Origin of the sequence: Acinetobacter sp. V91_7 (genome assembly GCF_031799075.1) — a bacterium.
Lineage (GTDB): Bacteria > Pseudomonadota > Gammaproteobacteria > Pseudomonadales > Moraxellaceae > Acinetobacter > Acinetobacter calcoaceticus.
The window spans coordinates 146,777-170,357 of the sequence record NZ_JAVQNT010000031.1 but is presented as its reverse complement, the minus strand read 5'-3'; the positions used below and the strand labels follow the sequence as shown (position 1 = coordinate 170,357).

The 23,581-nt window shown below is 37.0% G+C and carries 15 protein-coding genes; all 15 read left to right on the top strand.

Annotated elements, in window-relative coordinates; all coding sequences use genetic code 11:
* Nucleotides 1-63 precede the first annotated feature (63 nt).
* The 15 genes from RMB03_RS07265 to tssE all read left to right on the top strand — a co-directional run bounded on the left by RMB03_RS07265 (nucleotide 64) and on the right by tssE (nucleotide 23,565).
* Nucleotides 64-960 carry a LysR family transcriptional regulator gene (locus RMB03_RS07265; RefSeq protein ID WP_311075014.1) on the top strand — a complete coding sequence of 299 codons (897 nt, stop codon included), beginning with the start codon at nucleotides 64-66 and terminating at the stop codon, nucleotides 958-960.
* Between the two features lie 103 nt (nucleotides 961-1,063).
* Nucleotides 1,064-4,231: a type VI secretion system Vgr family protein gene (locus tag RMB03_RS07260; protein WP_311075012.1), complete on the top strand. Its 3,168-nt coding sequence runs from the start codon at nucleotides 1,064-1,066 to the stop codon at nucleotides 4,229-4,231.
* A 12-nt stretch (nucleotides 4,232-4,243) separates the two neighbouring features.
* Nucleotides 4,244-9,157, top strand: a complete 4,914-nt coding sequence (locus RMB03_RS07255; RefSeq protein WP_311075010.1) for an RHS repeat-associated core domain-containing protein — start codon at nucleotides 4,244-4,246, stop codon at nucleotides 9,155-9,157.
* Nucleotides 9,158-9,946 carry a hypothetical protein gene (locus RMB03_RS07250; RefSeq protein WP_132071257.1) on the top strand — a complete coding sequence of 263 codons (789 nt, stop codon included), beginning with the start codon at nucleotides 9,158-9,160 and terminating at the stop codon, nucleotides 9,944-9,946.
* Between the two features lie 345 nt (nucleotides 9,947-10,291).
* Nucleotides 10,292-12,919: a type VI secretion system Vgr family protein gene (locus RMB03_RS07245; protein ID WP_311075007.1), complete on the top strand. Its 2,628-nt coding sequence runs from the start codon at nucleotides 10,292-10,294 to the stop codon at nucleotides 12,917-12,919.
* Between the two features lies 1 nt (nucleotide 12,920).
* On the top strand, nucleotides 12,921-13,841 hold the full coding sequence (locus RMB03_RS07240; protein ID WP_311075005.1) for a hypothetical protein: 921 nt from the start codon (nucleotides 12,921-12,923) through the stop codon (nucleotides 13,839-13,841).
* A complete protein-coding gene (locus tag RMB03_RS07235; RefSeq protein WP_311075003.1) occupies nucleotides 13,834-16,587 on the top strand; it encodes a T6SS effector BTH_I2691 family protein in 2,754 nt (917 codons plus the stop codon). The genes RMB03_RS07240 and RMB03_RS07235 overlap by 8 nt, the downstream gene beginning before the upstream one ends.
* Before the next feature lie 10 nt (nucleotides 16,588-16,597).
* Nucleotides 16,598-17,332 carry a putative type VI secretion system effector gene (locus RMB03_RS07230; RefSeq protein WP_081407618.1) on the top strand — a complete coding sequence of 245 codons (735 nt, stop codon included), beginning with the start codon at nucleotides 16,598-16,600 and terminating at the stop codon, nucleotides 17,330-17,332.
* Between the two features lie 51 nt (nucleotides 17,333-17,383).
* On the top strand, nucleotides 17,384-18,160 hold the full coding sequence (locus tag RMB03_RS07225; protein WP_311075001.1) for a putative type VI secretion system effector: 777 nt from the start codon (nucleotides 17,384-17,386) through the stop codon (nucleotides 18,158-18,160).
* Between the two features lie 16 nt (nucleotides 18,161-18,176).
* Nucleotides 18,177-19,082 (top strand): tetratricopeptide repeat protein, encoded by a 906-nt coding sequence (locus tag RMB03_RS07220; RefSeq protein WP_311074999.1) that lies wholly within the window; start codon nucleotides 18,177-18,179, stop codon nucleotides 19,080-19,082.
* Between the two features lie 691 nt (nucleotides 19,083-19,773).
* Nucleotides 19,774-20,463, top strand: a complete 690-nt coding sequence (locus RMB03_RS07215) for a hypothetical protein (protein ID WP_003651048.1) — start codon at nucleotides 19,774-19,776, stop codon at nucleotides 20,461-20,463.
* 16 nt (nucleotides 20,464-20,479) lie between these two features.
* Nucleotides 20,480-20,983, top strand: a complete 504-nt coding sequence (gene tssB / locus RMB03_RS07210) for a type VI secretion system contractile sheath small subunit (protein ID WP_003651049.1) — start codon at nucleotides 20,480-20,482, stop codon at nucleotides 20,981-20,983.
* Nucleotides 20,976-22,457 (top strand): type VI secretion system contractile sheath large subunit, encoded by a 1,482-nt coding sequence (tssC, locus tag RMB03_RS07205; RefSeq protein WP_017389328.1) that lies wholly within the window; start codon nucleotides 20,976-20,978, stop codon nucleotides 22,455-22,457. Before tssB ends, tssC begins: the two co-directional genes overlap by 8 nt.
* Nucleotides 22,458-22,506: 49 nt before the next feature.
* Nucleotides 22,507-23,010, top strand: coding sequence for a type VI secretion system tube protein Hcp (locus tag RMB03_RS07200; protein WP_003651052.1), 504 nt, complete (start codon nucleotides 22,507-22,509; stop codon nucleotides 23,008-23,010).
* A 78-nt stretch (nucleotides 23,011-23,088) separates the two neighbouring features.
* Nucleotides 23,089-23,565, top strand: a complete 477-nt coding sequence (gene tssE / locus RMB03_RS07195) for a type VI secretion system baseplate subunit TssE (protein ID WP_002048404.1) — start codon at nucleotides 23,089-23,091, stop codon at nucleotides 23,563-23,565.
* Nucleotides 23,566-23,581: the final 16 nt, after the last annotated feature.

Genomic DNA, 23,581 nt, shown 5'->3' with positions numbered 1-23,581 from the left:
TTTTATTGTCGATGCAGCCGAAGTAAAATCATTGTTTAATAATTTCAAACAATCGGCTGAATTGTGCAAAAAAATCTCAAGCAAATTACCAGTTTTTTACAAGTTGTCGATTCTGGATCTTTCACTAAGGCTGCCGAAATTTTGGGACTGAGCCGATCAATGGTCAGCATTGATATAAAACAATTAGAAAAGCAGTTAAATACAAGTCTCTTAATTCGAAACACCCGTAATATTGCATTAACTGAAATAGGTCAGCATTTTTATCAAGATTTTAAACAAATCCAGCTTCAGATTGATGAGGCTTTTGAGCGAAGCCAACATTTAGGCACAAGCATTACAGGCACTTTACGTTTTTCATCAACCAATGAATTTGGTCAACGCTTTATTCTGCCTTTACTTCCTGAGTTTTGTCGGCTTTACCCACATTTACGACTACAATATTCGTTTAATTCATCGCTTGATGATTTAGTCACTGAAAAATTAGATCTTGTTATACGGCTAGGAAACTTAAAGAATTCATCTCTAAAAACTCGAAAAATCGGAGAATATCCAATTTATCTTGTGGCTACTCCGCAATTTATACAAAACCATCCTGTAGAAAATATATCCGATTTGGCAGATGTTCCGTGGATTGGTCACACCTTATTAAATTGGCAAGATTCACAATATATTTTGCAAAATAGTTTAGGCGAGCAATATTCATTACCTTTTATTCGAAGTCAGTATGAATCAAATTCGGTAACAGCAATTCATCAAATGGTTCTTTCATCCTTAGGTATTGCGATTTGTCCAGCATGGTTAGTTGATGAAGATATTCAACAAAAACGCTTAATTCGGTTATTTCCTGATTTCTCGTTACCGTTACAAAATATTCAATTACTTTACCCTAGTACTTCTAATTTACCGGCCAAAACTCGGGCATTTATAGATTTTTTAGTAGCCCGTCTTTCTTTTAGATAAACTAAAAAATATGTAAGTTATGAACGATAAGCTATTTTATATAAATAGACAATTCTGTCTGTTTTTTATAAAATAGCGCTGATTATGACTCAGTTTTATAATAATGATGTCCAATAAAATATTTCAAATTTTAGATAGTTTAGGTTTGGTTGCACAGAATCGTGTACTTCATGTGCAATTTTCCAACCCATCATTAAACAATCAAGTCTTCTTGCAACGCATTGAAGGCGAACATACGCTCAACCAAGGTAGCGTTTCTGAGTTACTGTGTCTGTCGACGAACGCACATATTGCATTAAAACAATTTATTGGCTGTCAGGTTGCTGTCGATCAGGTCACTGACATGGGCCAGTTTTTTAGAACCACGGGCATTATTACCGAAGCGAGCCAAGGTCAAAGTGACGGCTCACTCACCATTTATAACTTAACTTTAAAAGACCCAACTGCACTTTGGCATAAACGCCGTAATAGCCGCGTGTTTATGAATAAAAGTGTGCGGGATATTAGCGAAATTCTATTTAAAGAATGGCAGGGGAAAAGTCCGTTATTTGCCTCAAGCTTAACGCTCGATACAGCCAGTTTAAGTAAAGACTACGATGTGCGTCCATTTGTGATGCAGTCAAACGAAAGCGATTATGACTTTTTAACTCGTCTGTGGCGTAGTGAAGGTATAAACTGGCTGGTTGATGAATCTCAGCTTTTAGTCGCCGACCCGAATGCTGCCATCCAGCCACAAGTGTTACGTTTAATTGACGATAACCAACATTATCAGGCGCTTGAGCGCCGTAGCCTACGTTACCAGCGCAGCAGTGCCACCGAACAATTCGATACCATTACCCAAGTTAAGGCAGAGCGCCGTTTACAGCCGACATCGGTTCATGTGCAACGCTGGCAAGCCGATGCCTTACAACAAGAAGAAGGTAGCGGCAGCGTACAAGGCACCCAGCAACATAGTGAACACTATGACAATGCCAGCTTAAACCTTGAAGATGCATGGCACGTCAGCCCCGCTTGGATGCAGGACCTAAAGGGCGAAGACCAAGCCACCGCTTCAGGCAATAGTCAGATTGAACAGCTAAATCAGCATATTAATGCTTACCATCACCTGAGTTCTAAACAGTTTACCGTTTCAGGCAATGTCCATGATGCACAGGTCGGTTACTGGTTTGAACTCAATGACCATCCAGAACTCGACCAACATGACAGTGCTGACAAAGAGTTCTTAATTTTAAGTAAGCACTACTATAACCAGAATAATTTACCGAAAGAACTACAACAGCAACTTGAGCGACTATTACCAAAAGACAAGCTCAAAGCTACCCAACTCGACAGCCAAAACCTTGAGCAGCGCCACTTTGCTGAGCTGAATGTCGTTCGACGCAACATTAAAGCTGTCCCTGAATATAGCCCGCTAGAACACCGACCAGCAGCTTACCCACAGCGCGCTAGAGTGGTTGGGTTAGAGGGCGAAAGCATCCATGTTGATCAATGGGGACGTATTAAAGTCCGTTTCCTCTTTACCCGAGCTGACGACCACAGCCATGATGGTGGAGCAGGAAGTAACGACAATGATACCGACTCGGCTTGGGTCGATGTGCTGACTCCGTGGGCAGGCGCGGGTTATGGTGCCCGTTTCTTGCCACGCGTGGGCGAGATCGTTGTCATCGACTTCTTTGATGGAAACATTGACCGCCCGTTTGTGGTCGGACGCATTCACGAAGCTGAACGGCACCCAACCCAGTTTGACCAGAAAGGTCAATTACCTGACACTAAAAAGCTCAGTGGTATCCGCTCAGAAGAAGTCGACGGTAAAGGCTTTAACCAGCTACGTTTTGATGACACCACAGGTCAAATCAGTGCCCAGCTACAAAGTAGCCATGCGGCCAGCCAACTCAACTTGGGTAACCTAAGCCATCCAAAAGATAAAGCCGAAAGTGATGGTCGTGGTGAAGGCTTTGAGCTACGAACAGACCAATGGGGCGCAGTTCGAGCAGGTAGTGGCTTACTCGTTAGTACCCACAAGCAGGACCAAGCTCAAGGCGTACACCTAGACGCAAACGAGGCCAAACAACAAATCGAAGGCGGCCTCAACAATGCCAAGGCACTCAGTGAAGTTGCTAAAAACCAGCAAACTGATCCATTGGAAGTGCTTGAGAACTTAAAAACGTTCATAGAACAAATTGAAGAAAAAGATCAAGACAAAGCTGCTGCTTTTAAGCAAGCCTTGATGATATTAACTGCACCTAACAGTATTGCTCTAGCCAGTAATGAAGACATTCACTTAAGCGCAGATGCTCAGTTAAACCAAACTGCTGGAGACAGCATTAATCTGTCTACTCAAAAGAACCTGATCGCACATGCCCAAAACAAGATCAGCCTTTTTGCAGCGCAAGAAGGGGCAAGACTGTATGCAGGCAAAGGTAAAGTCGAAATACAGGCTCAGGGTGACGGAGCAGATTTAATTGCCCGTAAAGCTGTTCAGATTATTTCAACAGAAGACAAAATTGAAATTAGTGCTTCTAAAGAAATTGTTATCACGGCGGGTGGATCTCAACTCAAGATTAATGGCTCGGGAATTTTCCCTGTCACTGGCGGTAAGTTTGAGGTGAAGGCTGGGCAGCATTTGTTTATGGGGGGAGGAAGTGCGAATTTCAGTTCTTCACTACCGCCTCCGCCTAAACGTGGGCAGGGGGTGCTCGAGCTTTTACATGACTATTCTCATGGTGCATTTGTTAAAGGGGCGGGTTATACCGTAACTGATAATTTGGGCAAAGTCGTTAATGGAAAGCTAGACGATAAAGGTTTCGCTCGTGTTGCAGGTTTGGCAACAGGTTCGGTGAAGGTTTTATTTGATCCAGACCCGCGTAATCCTTGGGATGAGGCAAGTGATTTTAAACGTAAGGCAGAGTGGCCAAATCAAAATGATGTAGAAGGAGGTATTGGTATTGCATCTGGTAGTAAAGGGTTGACCGAAACATTGAAAAATGACTTTAAAAAGTTGACCCAACTTGCTGACAATGTGAAATCTGTGCAGCAGAAGATTGAATCATTTAAAAAAATTAAAGATCAAGGGGCTAAAGCATTACTACCAATGGCGATGGAACAGGTTTTAGGGGGGAGTGATGGATCTAAGTTAAGTCAATCATTTGTTAGTCAAAATAGCTTTATGTCTTCAAGTCAGCAGAATAATCCGCTCAGAATGTTGACTCAAGTAAGCTCTGACAAAACAGGAATAACAAAAATCCAATCACCATTTGAAACGTTTGTATAATTTGAGAAGAACATGTCACAAAATTCAGTCGTTGCTCCTTTAAATACTTTCAGCCCCAAAGATTTAACTGCAAAGAAAGCAGCAGTTGATAAATGGTTTAGGGAATATACAAATGGTGTTGTTACAGTTGATCGACTAGAGACAATTTGTAGAAGTGTACCGGTTTTAGGAAGTGCCTTTGCTGTTGGCGATATCATTATTGATATCATAAGCATGCTCAATAAAGGTGGTCTTGATAAAGTTGAGATTTTTGATTGGTTAAATTTGGGAATTGATGTCATTGGATTGGTGCCAATGGGGCCAGTTGGACCTTCCGTGCGTGGTGCAGCACGACCAGCATTATTTTATGTAAAGAATGAATCAGAAAAAATTATCAAAGCGCAAGCAAAGAAATTAGGTAAAAAAACATTAACTTCTCAAGAAGTAAAAAAAGCTTTAAGTACAGGATTTAAAGACAGCGCAAGTGTATTTTTAACTACCATTATTGCTGAAAATGTAGCAGGGACTTTAGAAAACTTTGCTAAAAAAGGGCAAAGTTTACTTAGTCAGGTTCTAAAAGAAGTTGGCAATTGGATTGTCTTATTAACAAAAACTATTGATGACGGCTTTAAGAAATTAGTCAGCGGTTCTTTAAATGGACTTCCAAACCTTAAGCGAGCGGGCCAGCAGTCTTTAGGAGTAATAAAAGGAATATTTGAACTTGACGGAACCCGTATAGTAAACAATGCCAAATATGCTACTGAAAATGTTGCAAAGACTGTAGGTAAAGGGTATGTCAACCTAGCCAACTTAGTAGTCTCTGATGAAGCACGAGCTAAAGTTTTAGCTTTAGGTGCAAAAATAAGATCTATAGGTCAAGTTGCTCAAGGAAAAGTAAATGGTTTAAGTGACCCTAATACTTTATGGACTATTGGTTGGCTATTCAGCATCATGGGAATGGTAGCAGCAAAACATCGGCAAAAGAAAGCTCAGATTAAGGCAAAAGAAACGACGAAAGCCAGTGCAAGCCATCCATCAAATCCGACTGATAAAACAAATAAACAAGCTGAGGCAGGGAGTAATGCCAATCAGTGTAAAAACTGTATGGGGGGGACAGGTGGTTCAATTAGCTTTGCAATGGGTACAGAGTTCTTTACTCATGTTGATGCTCAAATTGGTGGTGTAATTGAGGACAGTATTAGCCGTACCTATGCTTCAAACTTGTATCAAATGGATGACTCTATCTTTGGTGCACGTTGGGTTACTCTATTTACTACAAAAATTTCTCGTAAATTTAAATATAGTCCAAAGAAAAAAGACCATAAAGACTATTTAAATGGGCTTGAATATATTGGTTTAGATGGCCGAGCAATCGATCTGCCTGCCCTAAAGACGGGTCAAAGTATTTACGATCCTATCGAACAATATACTTATACAGTTTTATCCGATCAGCTTCATTTAATTGCCTACGGTGAAGATGAGAAACGCTATTATGAAAAATACGGTGAGGACTATCGTCTATCCTATATAGAACGTAAAAATGGTTTTAAAGTAGCTTTACGTTATGACCATGTTTCTATGGATAATAAAATAATTTTATCGGATATTTTATTTAAACAGGACGATAATTTGCTGGCTCATTTAGCTTTGCAATTAACCCCACAAGGTTTGGTTTCCGATATTTGGACAATCAAAAATGGCCAATTAGATCGCGTATTGGCAAGTTATAACTATGATCAACAAGGTGACTTGGTTCAGGCAACAAATGAATTTGCTGCTTCTTATTCTTATCAATACAACTATCATTTAATTACACGTTATACAGATCTTACTAATCGTGGTATGAATCTAAAATGGGATGGTATTTTACCTACTTCAAAAGCGATTGAAGAATGGGCAGACAACGCCAGCAGTGCCTCAAAGCTGGAGTGGGATAAAAATATCCGAAAAACGACTGTGTTAGATGTTGAAGGGAATAGCACCGAACATTACTATGATATTGACGGTTATACTTACCGAATTGTTTATCCTGATAATTTTGAGGAGTGGTTCTTTCGAGATCATGCAAAAAACATAACACTCCATATTGCTAAAGACGGTTCAAAAACTTCTTATACTTACGATGAGTGCGGTAATGTCTTGACAACAACTCAAGATGATGGGGCGACGAGTTATTTTGAATATGATGAAAAAAATCAACTCACTGGTATGGTTGATGCCGAACAGGGACGTTGGTTTAAGCAATATGATGGTTCTGGTAATCTGATCAAAGAAATTGATCCACTTAAGCATGAAACGGCTTATGCTTACAATGCCATGGGCTTAGTAACTTCCATTACAGATGCTAAAGGTGGAAGTAAGTCACTCAAATATGATGATCAAGGGAATTTAATCAGTTATACAGATTGTTCAGGTAAAGAGACCAAGTGGCAATATGATGAGCGTGGTCGTGTAATAAGTATTGAAAATGCATTAAAACAAAAAGTTGAGTATTTTTATACTGAACTTACCTTAGAAAATCGAGAACCAATTATAAAGGGTTTACCTCTGAATGCTTTTGGTCAACTTGAAAAGATCAAACATGCTGATGGAACCGAAGAACACTTCATTCATGATGCTGAAGGGCGGTTACTGGCACATGTAGATCCTAAACAGAACATCACTCGCTATGAATATGATGAGGTTGGTTTAATTCTGTCTCGTACAGATGCTTTAAATCACAAATTAAAATATAAATGGGATCGATTGGGACGTCTAACCCTACTAATTAATGAAAATGGTGCAAGTTATCAATTTTTTTATGGCCTTGGTGGGCGTTTAATTAAAGAAATTGACTTTGATGGTAAGGAAACGGTTTACCACTACAATGAAAACTCGGGCCAACTTGCAACCAGTATTGAAGTCGCATCTGCTTATGGACAAGACCTCAAAGACCGAGCTGCACCAAAAGACCGAATCCAACAATTTATTTTTGACAGTATGGGGCGTTTAGAACAGCGTACTGCAGGCTATGGCCACTATGGTTTAGAACTTGAAGAACAACAGACTGAAGAGTTTGCCTATGATTATATGGGGCGAATCATTCAAGCTAAAAATGCTCAAAGCAATTTACAATGGTTTTATGATGCGGTTGGCAATTTAGTACGGGAACACCAACAAGACTATAAAATCAATAAAACCGCGGTGTGGAAACACCAATATGACGAAATTAATGATCGAATCAAAACGTCTCGTCCAGACGGACAGATTATTGACTGGTTGGTATATGGTAGCGGTCATGTACAAAGTTTGATCGTGAATGGTCAAGACCTTGTTAGCTTTGAGCGTGATGATTTACATCGTGAAATTGCACGTCACTATGCCAACGGAATGAGTCAAGAACAGCAATATGACTTGGCAGGTCGTTTGAAAAGCCAAATGATGTTGAGTGAACATGAAAATGGCTATCAAAACCAATATAAGCCACACAACAATGCATTAGAGCAGACCAGTCAATTGGTACAACGTCTTTATCAATATGACAAAACAGGTGAGCTAACGGCAATTCGAGATACACGCCGTGGCAATATTGCCTATAAGTACGATCCTGTAGGGCGTTTACTTGAAGCGAGCAGTAAACTTGGAAAAGAAACTTTTAACTTTGACCCTGCCAGTAACATTATAGATTCGTATCATAGTCAGAAGGCTCAAAGCCATTCACAAAGTGCGAAAGAAAAAGACTATGGTTATAACCGTTTGGTCAATAACGTGGTTAAAGAATATCTAGATCAACAGTACCAATATGACGCTTATGGACAACTCGTAAGACAAAAAACGAGCCAAGGTGATTTAAACCTTGAGTGGGATGTCTATGGCCGTATGGTGAAGAGCCGTAATAGTCAATACACGGCAGAATATCGCTATGATACTTTAGGTCGTCGTATTCAAAAGCGAAGTAAACATCACCATACAGGTCAAGAACATAATATTATTTATGGATGGGATGGCGATACGCTTGCTTATGAGTCCACAGAGGAACTGACCAAGCATTACATCTATGAAAAAGACAGTTTCGTACCAATGCTACAGGCTGTTTATTTAAGTCCAATAGAATTACACCAAACTCCAGATTGGTCAGATAGACCTTATAACATACACCGTGACCCGCTTTGGAAAACTGAAAAACAGGGTAAAGAATTTGATGATGTATGGTTCTATCACTGCGACCATTTAGGCACGCCACAGGAAATGACCGACCATACTGGTTTAATTATTTGGAAAGCCGAATATAAAGCATGGGGTGAGTGTAAAGCGGAGAGAGCAAAATCCAATTTCTTCGAAAATAGTGAGATTATTTCAAATAATATCCGTTTCCAAGGTCAGTATTTTGATGAAGAGACAGGATTACATTACAATCGCTATCGATATTATTCGCCGTATGTAGGTAGGTTTGTAAGTAAAGACCCGATAGGGTTGTTGGGTGGTAATAATGTTTATGAATATGCTCCGAATCCAGTGGGGTGGGTTGATCCTACAGGTTTAAGGAAGAAAAAAAACTCGCAAGAGCTTGGTAAAAATGTAACAGGGCAATGTGGTTGGCCAGGAAAGCAAGCGCACCATGTAATTCCTGAAACTCTTGAAAATCATAAATTACTTAAAGATATAGACTTTAAAATGAATAGTGCCTCAAATGGGATAATGCTTCCTGAGACATCAAATGTTTATATCAGTGAGCATTTGGGTGGACATGCAGTTTATACAAGGGCTGTTAAAAAAGAATTGGATCATATTGAGAAAAAGTATGTTAACCAAGGTGATAGAAAAAGGGCTGTCCAAGATCTACAACGAAACTTGGATTCAGCATTAAGGCATAAAAAATTATCACTGTATAAAACAAGATGTGGTAAACCTACTGGACTTAAAGATGGTGATTGGGACCGATATATCAAATCATCAAGGAGATACTAAATGAACCTAAGCAAAGTTGAATATGCTAAGAAGCTCATTAAATTCGGTAAAAAAGTTGAGGCTGCTGAGATATTAAAGAAGTTTATTAGTGAAAATAGTGACTTTTCTCTAAGAAAAAATGCCTTGGAAGTTCTATTATTTGAAATTGAGTTGAAGAATGATAATTTAGTTTGGGAGCGCATAGATCCTTTAATTGAACTTGCTGAAGAACAGTCAATATTTTCAAAAGAAAAAATTGACGAGATTAGATCTTTGAAAAATACTAAAATCGTTAATTTAAAAAATGAAATAATACCTACAGATAAATTTGAAGAAATATATAGTTTTTTCAAAAATAATTTTTTAAGCTCAAATTTAAATAAAAAGCCAAGTGAAATTTTTTATGAAATAGATTTTGAATTAGCAGTAAAAACTGCCCATGACCAAAATGTAAAAAATCCATATGAAAGTTGGAATGATATTAGAAAATTTATAGAAAAAGAAATTTATAATTTTATTTTTTCAAATTCAATTAATATTGACTATCTTGACGATAAAATTAATAAGTTAAATATTGTCTTGGAAAATAAATTAAATAATCAAGATAAGGTTTTTTACTATTTTTTGGATGATGTCGAAAGCGATATTTATTTAATATTAATGGCTTGTTATGTTGATTTCGAAAATATATTAATAGATTTGTTATTGGAAGCATATAAGTGTAATTATTTTCCTTGTGGATGGAAGGGTAATTTCCCATCTGGAAATCTATGTGTAACTAATGGGATGCTAGAGTATGAGATTAAGTAACTACTTATGATATTAATTTTAAAAGCTTAATTAAAAAATACTGCAAGTTATCAATTTTTTATGACCTTGGTGGGCTTTTAATTAAAGAAATTGACTTTGATGGTAAAGAAACGGTTTATCATCGCAATTTGTAAATGCTGTTAATGAATTTCTTGGAATACTAAAATTTTAACAACTTTTAAAAGTGAATTAATAGTGTAAGTTTTTAATTCACTTTATATCTTTATACGTTCATCATCTTCATCCACTCTTGTATTCATATCGTTAAGTTTCTCTTTACAAAATAGACAGATGTTTCTGTATTTTATAAAATAATGCCAATCCTGACAAAATTTTCATAAAAAGATGTTATCTCATATACATAGAATTCTAGAAGATTTGGGTATTAGTTCGCAAAAACGCGTACTTCATGTTCAGTTTTCTAATCCATCGTTGAATACTCAAGTCTTTTTACAAAGTATTGAAGGGCAGCATCAGTTAAATGAAGGTCTGGCTGCCGATCTATTTTGTCTCTCTACTAATGCGCATATTTCATTAAAACAATTTATTGGTTATCAGGTTGCAGTCGATCAGGTAACTGATCAGGGGCAATTATTCAGAACTACAGGAATTATTACCGAAGCCAGTCAGGGGCAGAGTGATGGTTCATTAACATTGTATAAACTGAGATTACAAGAGCCGACCGCGCTATGGCATAAACGCCGAAATAGCCGTGTATTTATGAATAAAAGTGTACGGGATATCACTGAAATTCTATTTACAGAATGGCAGAACAAAAGCCCATTGTTTGCGTCTAGCTTAACTTTAGATTTAAAAAGTTTAACTGAAAACTACGATGTTCGACCTTTTGTTATGCAAAGTAATGAAACGGATTATGATTTTTTAACCCGACTTTGGCGTAGTGAAGGCATTAACTGGTTAATTGATGAAGCTCAGTTGTTTGTCACTAGTAGCTCAGATGAGATTCAACCGCAAAAATTACGTTTAATTGATAATAATGAATCATATTTAGCATTAGACCGAAGAAATATCCGTTATCACCGTAGTAGCGCAGTTGAACAACAAGATAGTATGACGAGCCTCGTGCCAACTCGAAACTTGCAATCTACAGCCGTGCATGTGCAACGCTGGCAGGCTGATGCCTTAAGTCAAGAAGAAGGCATGGGGAGTGTTCAGTCAAAGCATAGTCATAGTGCTAATCAGGATAATGCAAGTTTAAGTCTAGAGCAGGCATGGCACATGAGTCCTGCTTGGATGCAAGATTTAAACGGTGAAGATCAAGCCACCGCATCGAGTCACCAGCAGCTAGAAAAACTCAACCAAAATCTATCCGATTATTATGCATCTCAATCGAAATACTTCCGTGCACAAACCGCAGTACGTGATGCGCAGGTTGGTTATTGGTTTGAACTCAATGAACATCCAGAAATAGATACGCATAGCGGGTCAGACAAAGAGTTTCTTATTATTGGCAAAAGCTTCTATTTGCAAAATAATTTGCCTAAAGATTTGCAACAACAAATCAATCAACTTTTTAGTCAAAGCCAATGGCAAAACAATCAATCAGGGCTAAATGACAAGACTGAGCGTCAAGGTAATGAACTCATTTTGTCGCGTAGAAATATTAAAACTGTTCCTGAGTATCATCCGTTAGAGCACCGACCAGTAGCTTATCCACAGCGTGCTAGAGTGGTGGGATTAGAGGGCGAAAGTATTCATGTCGACCAGTGGGGGCGGATTAAAGTCCGTTTCTTATTTACCCGTGGTGACGACCATAGTCATGACGGTGGAGCAGGAAGTAACGATAATGACACTGACTCGGCTTGGGTGGATGTGCTCACCCCATGGGCTGGCGTTGGTTACGGTGCACGCTTCTTACCACGTGTGGGTGAGATCGTGGTGATCGACTTCTTTGACGGCAATATTGACCGTCCGTTTGTGGTGGGCCGTATTCATGAAGCTGAACGGCATCCAACGAAATTCGATCAGAAAGGTCAGCTACCCGATACCAAAAAGCTCAGCGGCATTCGTTCAGAAGAAGTTGATGGTAAAGGCTTTAACCAACTACGCTTTGATGACACCACAGGGCAAATCAGTGCCCAGCTACAAAGTAGCCATGTGGCAAGCCAACTCAACTTGGGTAACTTAAGCCATCCAAAAGACAAGGCGGAAAGTGATGGCCGTGGTGAAGGTTTCGAACTCAGAACTGATCAGTGGGGTGCAGTCAGAGCGGGAAGTGGCTTACTCATTAGTACCCACAAACAGGATCAAGCTCAAGGCGTACACCTTGATGCAAATGAGGCTAAACAACAAATAGAAGGCAGCCTAAATAATGCCAAGGCACTCAGTGAAGTTGCTAAAAATCAGCAAACTGACCCGTTAGATATGCTTGAGAATATTCAGACTTTCTTAGAAGTTCTCAAACAAGAAGATCCTAAAAAGGCTGCTGAGTTTCAATCAGCAGTGATGCTGCTGGCATCTCCAAAAAGTATTGCTGTAAGTAGTAATGAAGATATACACCTTAGTGCAAATGGACAGCTCACTCAAAGTGCTGGAGATAGCATTAATATTAGTACGCAAAAAAATATAGTAAGTCATGCGAGTCAAAAAATAAGTCTATTTGCCGCTCAGGAGGGGGCTCGACTTTTTGCGGGGCAAGGCAAAGTAGAAATTCAGGCTCAAGGTGATGGCTTAGATGTCATTGCTCGAAAGGGCGTACAAATTACTTCAACCGAAGACACAGTTTTTATTACTAGCCCAACTGAAATTAATCTGACTGCAAATGGATCTCAAGTTAAGTTGAATGGTTCAGGTATTTTCCCTGTTACGGGCGGTAAGCTTGAGGTGAAAGCAGGACAGCATTTGTTTATGGGGGGATCATCAATAAATCCACCTGCGCTTGATTTGCCAGACTGTTCTGCGAAGCAGTCAGATGCGGCGAAAAATGGATCAGCAAAAGTGATATTAGACTAAGATGAAGCTTTTATTTTCTAAAGATGAATTAAATTCTAAAAAGTTAAGTGATTTAATATTAAACCTATTCGAACAAAGTGGTCATATTAGTTTTTTATGTGATGAGACTTTATTTAGTGGATTTTTTGATGAGTTTATCGAAAAGTTAAAAGATTATGAATTGGAACCAATAGAGATTGCAGCTAGCACTAAAAAAAATAGTCGTCCAGCTCTTTTCTTTATAAAAATAAAAGTGAAAGAAGATCTAGCAAATTCATTAGACTTTATTACTCATATATTATTAATGAATTTGGATCAGAATGAGGATGGTTATTTTATTCATGGATTTAGCAAAATTGATGATCTAAAAATTGCAGTTCAAACTTTTAAAAAACTTGTTATTGCAAAAGATACAAAGAATAAATTTATTTTTCGTTGGTATGATCCACGAGTGTTGGTTTACTTGCCCGCAATAATTGATAAGAAAAGCGAACGAATTGAATCATTTTTAGAGAATTGGCATTTTGTTTTTTTTAACGGTTTGTATGAAGTGAAAATTCAGGAAAAAAGGGCGCTTTTTCCTCTTACTTTTACAAATGCTGAGTCAGCAAAACTAGATTTAATTGAGTTATCAAATACGGTGATTAAACAATCTCTTATATATGACGAGAAGTTATTGATTCGTCAGGATGAGATATTAGGTTCACTTCAACAAGCAATAACATATTATGGAATTTTACATGTAACGGATCTTATTGCTTATGGAATGTATTCCGTTATTTTGCATAGAAATTTTATAAAAAGTCATTTGATTTCAGACATACTTGATCATTATTGGGTTGATAGAAGTGAGGTCAACTCATTTACCAAAGCAATGGACTATTTAGAAGAAAATCAATATTCACAAGTTATAAGAGAGTGTAAAGAGAGCTACCATGGCTAATGATAAACCGACTTTTGCGAAACAAATGAAAAAATTTGGGACGCCAGCACAACAAGAGCAGAAAGTAGTTCAAAAGTTAGGTGTTAGTCCAAACCCAAGCAAAATTAGTCAGCAGGCTGCTGCATCGACGACTCAGAATAATAAAATACCAGTCACTCAGATGTCTAAAAAGGAATGTACTAACTTTTGTCGCCCTACAGGTATAAATATATTACCTCTTAAATATTCTGTAGCTCGTTTAGGAGTAAAGCCATTACCAGCACAATTAGGGGGTAATGTTACTAATGTTCCACTTAAGGAATATAAATATACGGTTCGAATGATTGATTCAGGATATATTTACTTACTTATAAAAAGAAAATCAGGGAAAAAAGAGTGGGTTGCGTATATTACTAATAAAAAGGGCTTTCATCAGGAGTTTCCTATAGGGAGTAAAGCTCCAATTATTGCTCAAGATTTTGCATGCAATAAAGCTGGGCATAGTGCTAACGCTTCTTTAATTACTATTCCTTCGGTAAATAATGATGATGCCCAGACGGTCTATTTACTTCACGCTCACGCTCCACTCACCAAAAAAATGAGAGAACAATTTGAAAAAAATGCTGATCAGTATGCGACTTCAGGCTACTGGCAAAGAATTGATGTAACAAAAGGAGCTGTCCAGCAACATTGTCTTTCTAGTGCCCAGTTAAGTGCTGTTGCATTACCTTTGGAATCATATGGTTCTGCTCGTTGGGGAGCAATAAACAAGAAATTTAGTGAGAAACCCAAAGAGCATATTGGTGTTGCGCTCTATGATCCGATTGGAATTACTTCTAAATTAAATGAAGATCGTAATATATTAAGCTTTAAAGGGGTTGATAGCTTCTTAAAAGAAAATAAAGACGGCTTTAGCAACGAACATAAGCTTCAAACTATGACTTTGATTGATAACATGAAGCAAAACTTAGTTGCAAACTCCATTCAGGCAAAGTTCAAAATTATTGATTCAAATGAACAGCAAAGGAAGAGAATTACAGATCCTTATCTTCAAGCGGCGATTCAAAGAGCTGAACGCATGGGTGATAAAAAGGGACTTGAGAATCTTAAAAATTTCGAAAAAAATGCGCCTGCAAAAGCTGCAGCCGAACTTGAAAAACAGAGAGCGGAGGCTGTTAAACAAGCGACTGTGGATGGCACTCATGCATGGAAAAAATATCAAGCACAGTTAGATATGAATGGCTTGGAAAAGTTCCGTAAGGATGTCGATAAGAAATCTGAAGAAAGTTATAGTGCAGCAGTTCGCTATGTAGATGATCATTATAACTGGCTGGTTTCTTCTAATCTTTTAAAAGGTCTGTTCTATTTTGACCAGAGTGAGGAATTGAAACAGGGTAAAACACCGAAAGAAAGCAATGGCTTTATTTTTCATGCGGTTATTATGGACTTAATGTATGGCATGAATTTATTGCAAAAAGGGAAAGATTTACTGAATAAATGGATATGTGAAAAAAAAGTTTTGGATAAAAACCTATTCTTGAGAGCCTATTGTTTTAATAACAAAGTCTTGATGGATGAGTATGCCAAGATATTTGAAAGTCCAAGTTCAGCAAAAGACTTACTGGATTATAGTAAACAGAGTTTTAGTATGTTTACCGCAGCCGATGCTGCCTTTGATAGTTGGTTGGGTAGTATTGAGGGGAAAAAATTTATCTCGGCAAATGATTTTAAATGGCCAGATAAACTGTTCTACTGGATATCTTTGATGCTGAATACGGCTCTAAAAGAGTTTGGTGATATACGTTTAAGAACAATAAATATTAGTACAATTACTATAATGGCGCGTGAAGGTGCTCAACGTCATACAGCTCAATTGTTATATTTAAGATCAGGGAATTTGGCTCAACAAATCCCATTGATGAGATTGATGTATAACCTAGAGTTTAGAGCTGCTGCAATTTCGTCTTTACCGCAAAGTGGTATGACTTATACTTATCGTAATACTAGGGCGGTAGAAATTAAAAACTCGGTATCCTTAGCCGTTAAAGGACAACCTGATATTACCAAAAACCGAATACTTGCTATCGTAGGTGTTTTTGAGTTACTGAATTTTTATTTCCAATATGATGCTTGGAAATCTGATATTAAAGATAAGCCAGAGCTATCCGTACAATTAGTAGGTTCGATGTTCTCGGTATCTGCTGTTGCATTTGATATGTTAGGTGAGAGTTGGAGCCGTAGAACTGCCACAGGTGCAGCGGCCTCGGCAGCAGCATTTAGATTGACTGCTGGAAGTCTTGGAACTTTAGGTGGAATAACTGGTTTATATGTAGATTCAAAAACCTTAAAAGAGACAAACTCAGTTGCTATCCAAACAATGTTATTTACTAGAATTTTGATCAACTTAGGCTTGTCAATTGGACAGGCAGGTGTATTAGCTAGTGCTATTTTACAACATAGCAAAAATGCAGTAATTAAAAGAGTTTTAACTAAATTCACAGCGAATGCTCTAGTCGCATTTTTAATGAGTGCTCGAGTAATTGCTGGATTGAATCTTATAACATTAGGCTTAATTAGCGCAGAAATTTTACTTAAAAAATATGTTTTGGATGATGCAATGGAAGATTGGTGTCAAAAAACAGCTTTTAAATTAGCATCTGACCCTAAAAAAGAGTCAATATTTAAATCTACATCTAGAAATGAAAAAAAATTCCAAACTGCAGATGAAGAATATGAAGAGTTTATGAAAGCGATAGTGAGCGTTTAAAATGTATGAGATGTTAAAATTTGAAGGTCGCATTCAAAGATTAGAGATTTATGATGACTCTTTAAGTGCATTTGGAAAGTCTGGTGATGCTCAAATTGCATCTTCAGCGATTTTGAGTGGTGTGGCAGAAAATGTTTCATTGTCTGCACAAACTGTATTTCTCGCTTCACGTAGTCGTTTACATGTCAAATCAGTTGTTATGGAAATAGGTGGGAAAGTTTGTATCGGTCAATTTCATCGTGCGTTATTTGAACATAATGAATATGTCATTTGTGTCGTAAGACGTCTTGAAAAAAATTTGTATGAACTTTATTCAGTATTGAGTCCTAAAACAGGCTTACTTCATATGCAGGTTGGGATGGGAGCTTCTGTTAAAGCTCATCAGACTTCTATAGCTAAAGGTAGAAATGTTTGGTACGCAATAACAATTTTTTTAGGATCTTTAATTTATTTTTGGGCAAGAGGTTTTAATCAGGTTGATATATTAATTTTTTTAGGAGTGGCTATTTTATTTTATTTTATTTTATTTTTTATTATTAAAAATGCATCCAACTCATTAAAACATTTTTCAGAAAAGTCAGAACAAATTTTTAGTTTGTATGGCTTTAAAGATCCGCAAGAGGTTTTTTTATTGCCAAGTCGTTATTTGAGTGAAAAAGATCATTTGTTGCTAGAATCTGTATATGAATATAGAAAAGTTATTGAAAGTGATCCATATCCAGAAAGCTATATAGAGCAAAAATAAAAAAATGGGGGTAATAACTAAAGGCTAAAAGGTTATTTAAAGGTAAAGATTTTGAAATTACACCTTAAGCTAGTTAAAGGTCCAATCCATTCTTTAGAAAAAGCAAAGTCTAAAATTCCTGTAAATCAGAATATTGGTGGGATTGCAGCTGGGACTACTTTTGCAGGAGTTCTCGCTGAGAGTAGTTCTCTACTTACCAGCGCACCTATATTAGTGATGGCGGCTAAGGCTAAAGATGGTATAACTTTTATTGGTGAAATAGATGGATATCCAGTAATAGGACAATTTACGGCGGCACGTTTTGAAGAAAATGACGAATTGATTGCTGTAATTAGCGAAAAACCTGTAGATGGACGTTATCAGGTCTATGCAATTGTCGACCCTAAATCAGGCCTATTGTATATGATCTATGAAATGGGTCGTTCAGTAAAAATGGGTTATAAAGCGATTGCGATGCAGACCTATTATTTCACCCTTATTTGCTGGGGAGGAATATCAATAATGCTTTTACTCTTTTATCTATTTGATTTTGATTATTCTTGGAAATCTTTTTTTGATTTAATAAAGTGGCTATTTATGGGACTGTTTCTCTGTATAGCGCAAATGGCTTTTATTAATTATTTTGCTTATCGAAAATCATATGAAAATTTTGGAACATTATCAGAGCAGATATTTGAAAAATTAGGTTTTGAAAATCCTAAAGAGCAGGATTTTTATAATGATTTTTTAACTGATGATGGTGTTCAGATTAGTGTAATGAAATATAGAAAAAATTTAAAAGGTAAAGACCCTTATCCAGAAGATTATTTTGATAAGAAAAATTTTTGAAGTAAAAGGTTGTTTTATGAAGCTTAGATTGTTTGTCATTACCTTAATATTATTCACATCTGCATGCAGTCAAGACAAAGAAGAATACACTCACGGAACATTGACTAAAGATTATAAAGATGTGTCTGAATATAAGTCTAAACATGATCTGGAAAAGGCTGCAAAAGCAAATGATGCAGAGGCTATTTTTGTATTGGCATCTATGTATGCTACAGGCGAAGGTGAAAAATTTGATCAAAAGAAAGCATTGGAACTATTTGAGAAATCTGCACAACTAGGCTCCTCAAATGCCATGCTTCAATTAGGTCTGATTTATCGAAATGGCAATGAAGTTGTTAAAAAAGATGATAAAAAAGCTTTAATGTGGTTTGAAGAAGGAGCTAAAAAGGGAAATCCTTCCGCAATTCACAATGTTGGGTTGGCATATTACAAAGGTTTAAATGTAAAACAGGATAGAGTAAAAGCTTTTACATATTTTATTCGATCTGCTGAATTAGGACTCATACAGTCCCAGACGGTAGTTGCTGCTCAATTATATGTAGGTGATGGAGTTGAGAAGGACATCAAAACATCTTTTAAATGGTTATTAAAAGCTGCTGAACAGGGAGATCTTGAATCACAAAACAATGTGGGCTTGGCTTATGAGCGAGGTGAGGGTGTAGAGCAAGATCCGCTTCAAGCACTTGTCTGGTTTAAGCGTGCGGCTGATCATGGACATGCGTTAGCGCAATATAATACTGCTCTTAAATATTATAATGGTGCAGGTATGAAACAAAATTTAGATGAGTCAATACGATATGCAGAAATGGCTGTACGCAATGGAAATTCATCAGCCAAGGCGTTGTTATATGATATTTACGCAGAAAGCAGTAGCTTGAAATATAATCCTGAGAAAGCTAATTATTGGAAGTCTAAAATATAAATTTATACTTAAATAAAAATTCTTTTGAGTGAAAGGCCTTTTTCCCTTTATCTAAACTTAAAAACTCGCAATATTCTTTAAAACTATAACGCCAAATAGTTTATTTTCTTGATAGTGAGTGTAGTTTTGAGCCACCCGAGAACTTGACCTTAAAGTAAAAATAGTTACTCATAAATCTATGAGTTTTATTGATTCTACTTGCTCTCACAAAGTTAAATAAAAAATATACCAAATAGACAGATTAGTCTTGACAATTTTTGTGGTTTTTGTATCTAATTTTTTACTTTAAGTTTTGATGGTTTGTTCGTAACCAAATAGAAGCACCTTGTAGTTAATATAAACTTAAATATTGTTAAGCAAATGTTTCAAAAAAACTAAATGAATGATATTTAAATAAATTTTTCATTCAGTTTTTATTTTTATTTATTTGATTAAAATCAATTACTTATTTTTAATTACAAAAAATAACAATATTATATTTTTATAAGAATAACTTTATTAAGCTATATTTTATAACCATCTTAACTATTTACTTTTAGTTTAAGTTGATATGATTTTTATATAAAATATGTTTGTTTATATGATAAACTGCGCATAAATTTTTTGAATATAAGGTTTATAGTCTGATTTTTTAATGTTTTCTCAATATTAACTTTTCAGTAAAGCCTTGAATAAATAAGAAAACAGAGGAATGAAAGTTGTGTTGAAACGAAGTATTTTGATACTTTTTCTGACTGGAAACATTATCGGTCTATCAGGTGCTCAAGCAGCAGAACTAGAGCCTGTAAAACTTAAAAAAAGTTGTATTAAAAAGAATCCGTTAGCAGAAGGCCAAAATGATCCTGAGCTATTGAATATTTTTAAGCAAGTTTGTGATAGTGATAATACGACTCAAAAAAATGATTTATTAGCTAAAGCAGCCATGCGGTTTTATCAGACCAATCAACCAGTTAAAGCGTTGAATTTGGCAAGTCAATTGCAAAGTCAAAATATACGCGGTTCATTAATAACAGATGTTTTATTTTTATCTGGTGTAAGCATTGCAAATAACTCATTGCAGCAAATGCGAAGTCAGGAAATGCGGTATTTAAGCAATGATGTAACGTACCCACCTGCTAAACAGTTAATTGAAAATATTCATACTTCAATGCCTGCGCCAGATACTTCAAATGTTAAGGCTGCTACAGAAGGTGGTTCAGTTGATAACGAACGAAGAAGTTATAAAAAACAAACTGTAACACGTAACAGAGTTACTACTTCCAGAACAGCAACTAAGCGAGTAGCAACTCCAGCAAAAGCAACTGCGGTTAAACAAAAAACTGCCCCTGTAGCCAATGTTAATAAATCAAAAAGTTCGCCTTTTGACCCTTTAATTAAATAATCAGGAATAGAATCTTATGGCTAAGAGAGAAAGCGTACAAAAGAAGCTTCAGCGAATTCGACCTCCACGTGTTCAGCTTACATATGATGTTGAAATTGGTGATGCAAAAGAAGCGAAGGAACTACCATTTGTTGTTGGTGTGATGGGTGATTTTTCGGCAGCATCTGAGCTTGAACGTACAAAATTAAAAGATAAAAAATTCATCAATGTCGATTTAGATAATATTGATGAAGTTATGGAGTCATTGTCTCCAAGAGCAGCTTTTCAGGTAGATAATACGCTGACTGAAGAGGGTGGGCGAATTGCAGTTGATTTAACATTTAAGTCAATGGAAGATTTTCGCCCAGAAAATGTTGTTCAACAGGTTGACCCATTAAAGAAACTGGTTGAAGCACGCGAGCGTTTAACTGATTTGAGAAATAAGATTTCGAACAGTGAGCGTCTAGAAGACTTACTTGATGAAGTGCTTAAGAGTACTGATCAGATCCGTAAATTAAGTGCGGAGGCTGATCATGAATAATACTCAATCTGCAGCAATGTCACTTGTTGAAAATGAACAAGTTAATCTTTTAGACTCGATTGTTGAAGAAAGCCGTATTGCCCGAAATGAAGAAGAACATTCGCGTGCAAAAAGCTTAATTGGTGAACTTGCTAAAGAAGTAATGGCAGGAACAATTACAGTTTCTGAAAATATGACTTTATCAATTGATAAGCGTATTGCCGAAATTGATGCACTGATTTCAAATCAATTAAGTCAGATCATGCACAATGAGCAATTTCAAAAGATTGAGTCAACTTGGCGTGGTCTTTACTACTTCTGTCAAGAAACACCATCTAATCCGCTCATTAAAATTCGTATGTTAAATACGACTAAAAAAGAGTTGGTAAAAGATTTTCAAGGTGCTACAGACTTTGATCAAAGCACTTTATTCAAAAAAATCTATGAAGAAGAGTATGGGTCTTTTGGTGGTGCGCCATATTCAGCACTCATTGGTGATTTTGAGTTTGACCGTACGCCTTCTGATATGTATTTGCTTGAGCAAATCTCTCATGTAGCAGCAGCAGCTCACGCACCATTTGTTTCAGCGGCTAGCCCAAGCATTTTGGGTCTTGAGTCATTTACCGATATTGATCGCCCTAGAGATGTTTCAAAAATCTTCGAAACGGCTGAATATGTTCAATGGCGTTCATTCCGTGACAGTGAAGACTCTCGTTATGTCGCATTAACATTGCCGCATGTGCTTGGTCGTCTTCCTTACCATCCAAAAGAAGGAACAGCTACAGAAGGGTTTAACTTTGCTGAAGATGTTTCAGGTGCAAACCACAACGAATATTTGTGGATGAATGCTGCTTATGCTTTCGGTACGCGTTTAACAAATGCATTTGATATGCATGGTTGGTGTGCTGCAATTCGTGGTGTTGAGGGTGGTGGTTTAGTAGAAGGCTTGCCAGTTCATACGTTTAAAACACAAGATGGCGAAGTGGTATTCAAGTGCCCAACAGAAATTGCGATTACTGACCGCCGCGAAAAAGAACTAAGCGATTTGGGCTTTATTCCTTTAGTACATTGTAAAAATACCGATTACGCTGCTTTCTTTGGCGCGCAATCAACTCAAAAACCTAAAAAATATGACAATGATACAGCAAATGCAAACTCTGCTTTATCAAGTCAAATTCAGTACATCATGGCCGTTTCACGTATTGCTCATTATTTAAAAGCAATGATGCGAGATAAAGTGGGTAGCTTTGCTTCTGCTGGAAATGTTGAAGCATTTTTAAATGAGTGGTTGTCACAGTATGTATTGCTTGACGACGGTGCTTCCCAAGAAGCGAAAGCTCAATACCCTCTACGTGAAGCGTCTGTAAAAGTTGTAGAAGATCCTGCTCAACCAGGTCACTACAAATCTGTGGTTTTCTTACGACCACATTTCCAGCTGGATGAGTTGTCAGTTTCTTTACGACTTGTCACTGAGTTACCTCAGTCCTCAAATTAATAAAGGTCAGCGAAAGAATAACTTTAAATTAAAAATAGGAAAGTTCTAAATGAAAGATATATACGTTGAGTTTCGCGGTAAGTATAAAGTTGATGGCGAGTCTCGTGATTCTGAGCACAAAGGCTGGTTAGAAGTTAACTCTTGGTCTCACAACATTCGTCAACCTAAATCTGCTACTTCAAGTAGTGTTGGTGGTCATACTGCTGAACGTGTTGAACATTCAGATATGCTTTTTATTAAAGACCTAGATGCAACTAGCCCGAAATTATGGGAAGCATGTTCAGCAGGTTATACATTTGATGAAGTACAAATTGATTTTTATCGTGCGAATGGTGACAAACGCATCAAGTACTTACAAATTAAATTGAAGCACGTTCTAGTTTCTAGTGTAACTCCAACAGTTAACGAAGAAGGTGTTCCAACTGAAGCGTTTGGTTTGAAATACGCAGCTGTTGAGTGGACATATAATCAACAAGATATTAACGGTACTGCTAAAGGTGCTGTTACTAAGAAATGGTCACTTTCTAATAATACTGCTTCTTACGCAGCATAATTATTTAAGTGAATATTTGGTGGAGGCTGACATAAAGTTAGCCTCTGCTGTCTTTAAGCATGCTTGTTGTGAACTCGAATGAATTTAGATCGGCTTTATCCATACGGATTTCGTTCAACTCTGTTTGATCGTTTAATTCCTGAAAGTGAAGATTATGCAAAAGGTCTTTCTATTCAGCAATTAAGAGAATCGGTAGCGAAAGATTTAGAAGACTTGCTAAATAGTCGGGTCGCTAAATTGGACCACGTGGTCGATGATTATCCGCTAGTTAAAAAATCTATACTTCAGTTCGGGATTATTGATTTTGTGGGGCTTTCTACAGCCAATCCGCTAGATCGAGACAAGATTTGCCAATCAATTGAACAATCAATTGCAGCTCATGAGCCCAGATTAAGACAAATACGGGTAGAGATGTTGTTGGATGGGCATAATATGGGGGCATTGTGTTTAAGCATTCAGGCTTATCTAAATATTCATCCACTGTATGAACCTGTCGTTTTTGATGCATTGCTAAAACCGACAACGCAACAATATGTAATTTCGGCGAGAACCTAAGCGTAGTGGGTGTGTT

Excerpts from the sequence above, each read along its gene's own strand:
- RMB03_RS07215 (WP_003651048.1), top strand. The coding sequence starts at position 19,774 with ATGAAAGTTGTGTTGAAACGAAGTATTTTGATACTTTTTCTGACTGGA.
- RMB03_RS07235 (WP_311075003.1), top strand. The coding sequence starts at position 13,834 with ATGGCTAATGATAAACCGACTTTTGCGAAACAAATGAAAAAATTTGGG.
- RMB03_RS07260 (WP_311075012.1), top strand. The coding sequence starts at position 1,064 with ATGATGTCCAATAAAATATTTCAAATTTTAGATAGTTTAGGTTTGGTT.
- RMB03_RS07230 (WP_081407618.1), top strand. The coding sequence starts at position 16,598 with ATGTTAAAATTTGAAGGTCGCATTCAAAGATTAGAGATTTATGATGAC.
- RMB03_RS07245 (WP_311075007.1), top strand. The coding sequence starts at position 10,292 with ATGTTATCTCATATACATAGAATTCTAGAAGATTTGGGTATTAGTTCG.
- RMB03_RS07250 (WP_132071257.1), top strand. The coding sequence starts at position 9,158 with ATGAACCTAAGCAAAGTTGAATATGCTAAGAAGCTCATTAAATTCGGT.
- tssC (WP_017389328.1), top strand. The coding sequence starts at position 20,976 with ATGAATAATACTCAATCTGCAGCAATGTCACTTGTTGAAAATGAACAA.
- RMB03_RS07255 (WP_311075010.1), top strand. The coding sequence starts at position 4,244 with ATGTCACAAAATTCAGTCGTTGCTCCTTTAAATACTTTCAGCCCCAAA.
- tssB (WP_003651049.1), top strand. The coding sequence starts at position 20,480 with ATGGCTAAGAGAGAAAGCGTACAAAAGAAGCTTCAGCGAATTCGACCT.
- RMB03_RS07240 (WP_311075005.1), top strand. The coding sequence starts at position 12,921 with ATGAAGCTTTTATTTTCTAAAGATGAATTAAATTCTAAAAAGTTAAGT.
- RMB03_RS07200 (WP_003651052.1), top strand. The coding sequence starts at position 22,507 with ATGAAAGATATATACGTTGAGTTTCGCGGTAAGTATAAAGTTGATGGC.
- tssE (WP_002048404.1), top strand. The coding sequence starts at position 23,089 with ATGAATTTAGATCGGCTTTATCCATACGGATTTCGTTCAACTCTGTTT.
- RMB03_RS07220 (WP_311074999.1), top strand. The coding sequence starts at position 18,177 with ATGAAGCTTAGATTGTTTGTCATTACCTTAATATTATTCACATCTGCA.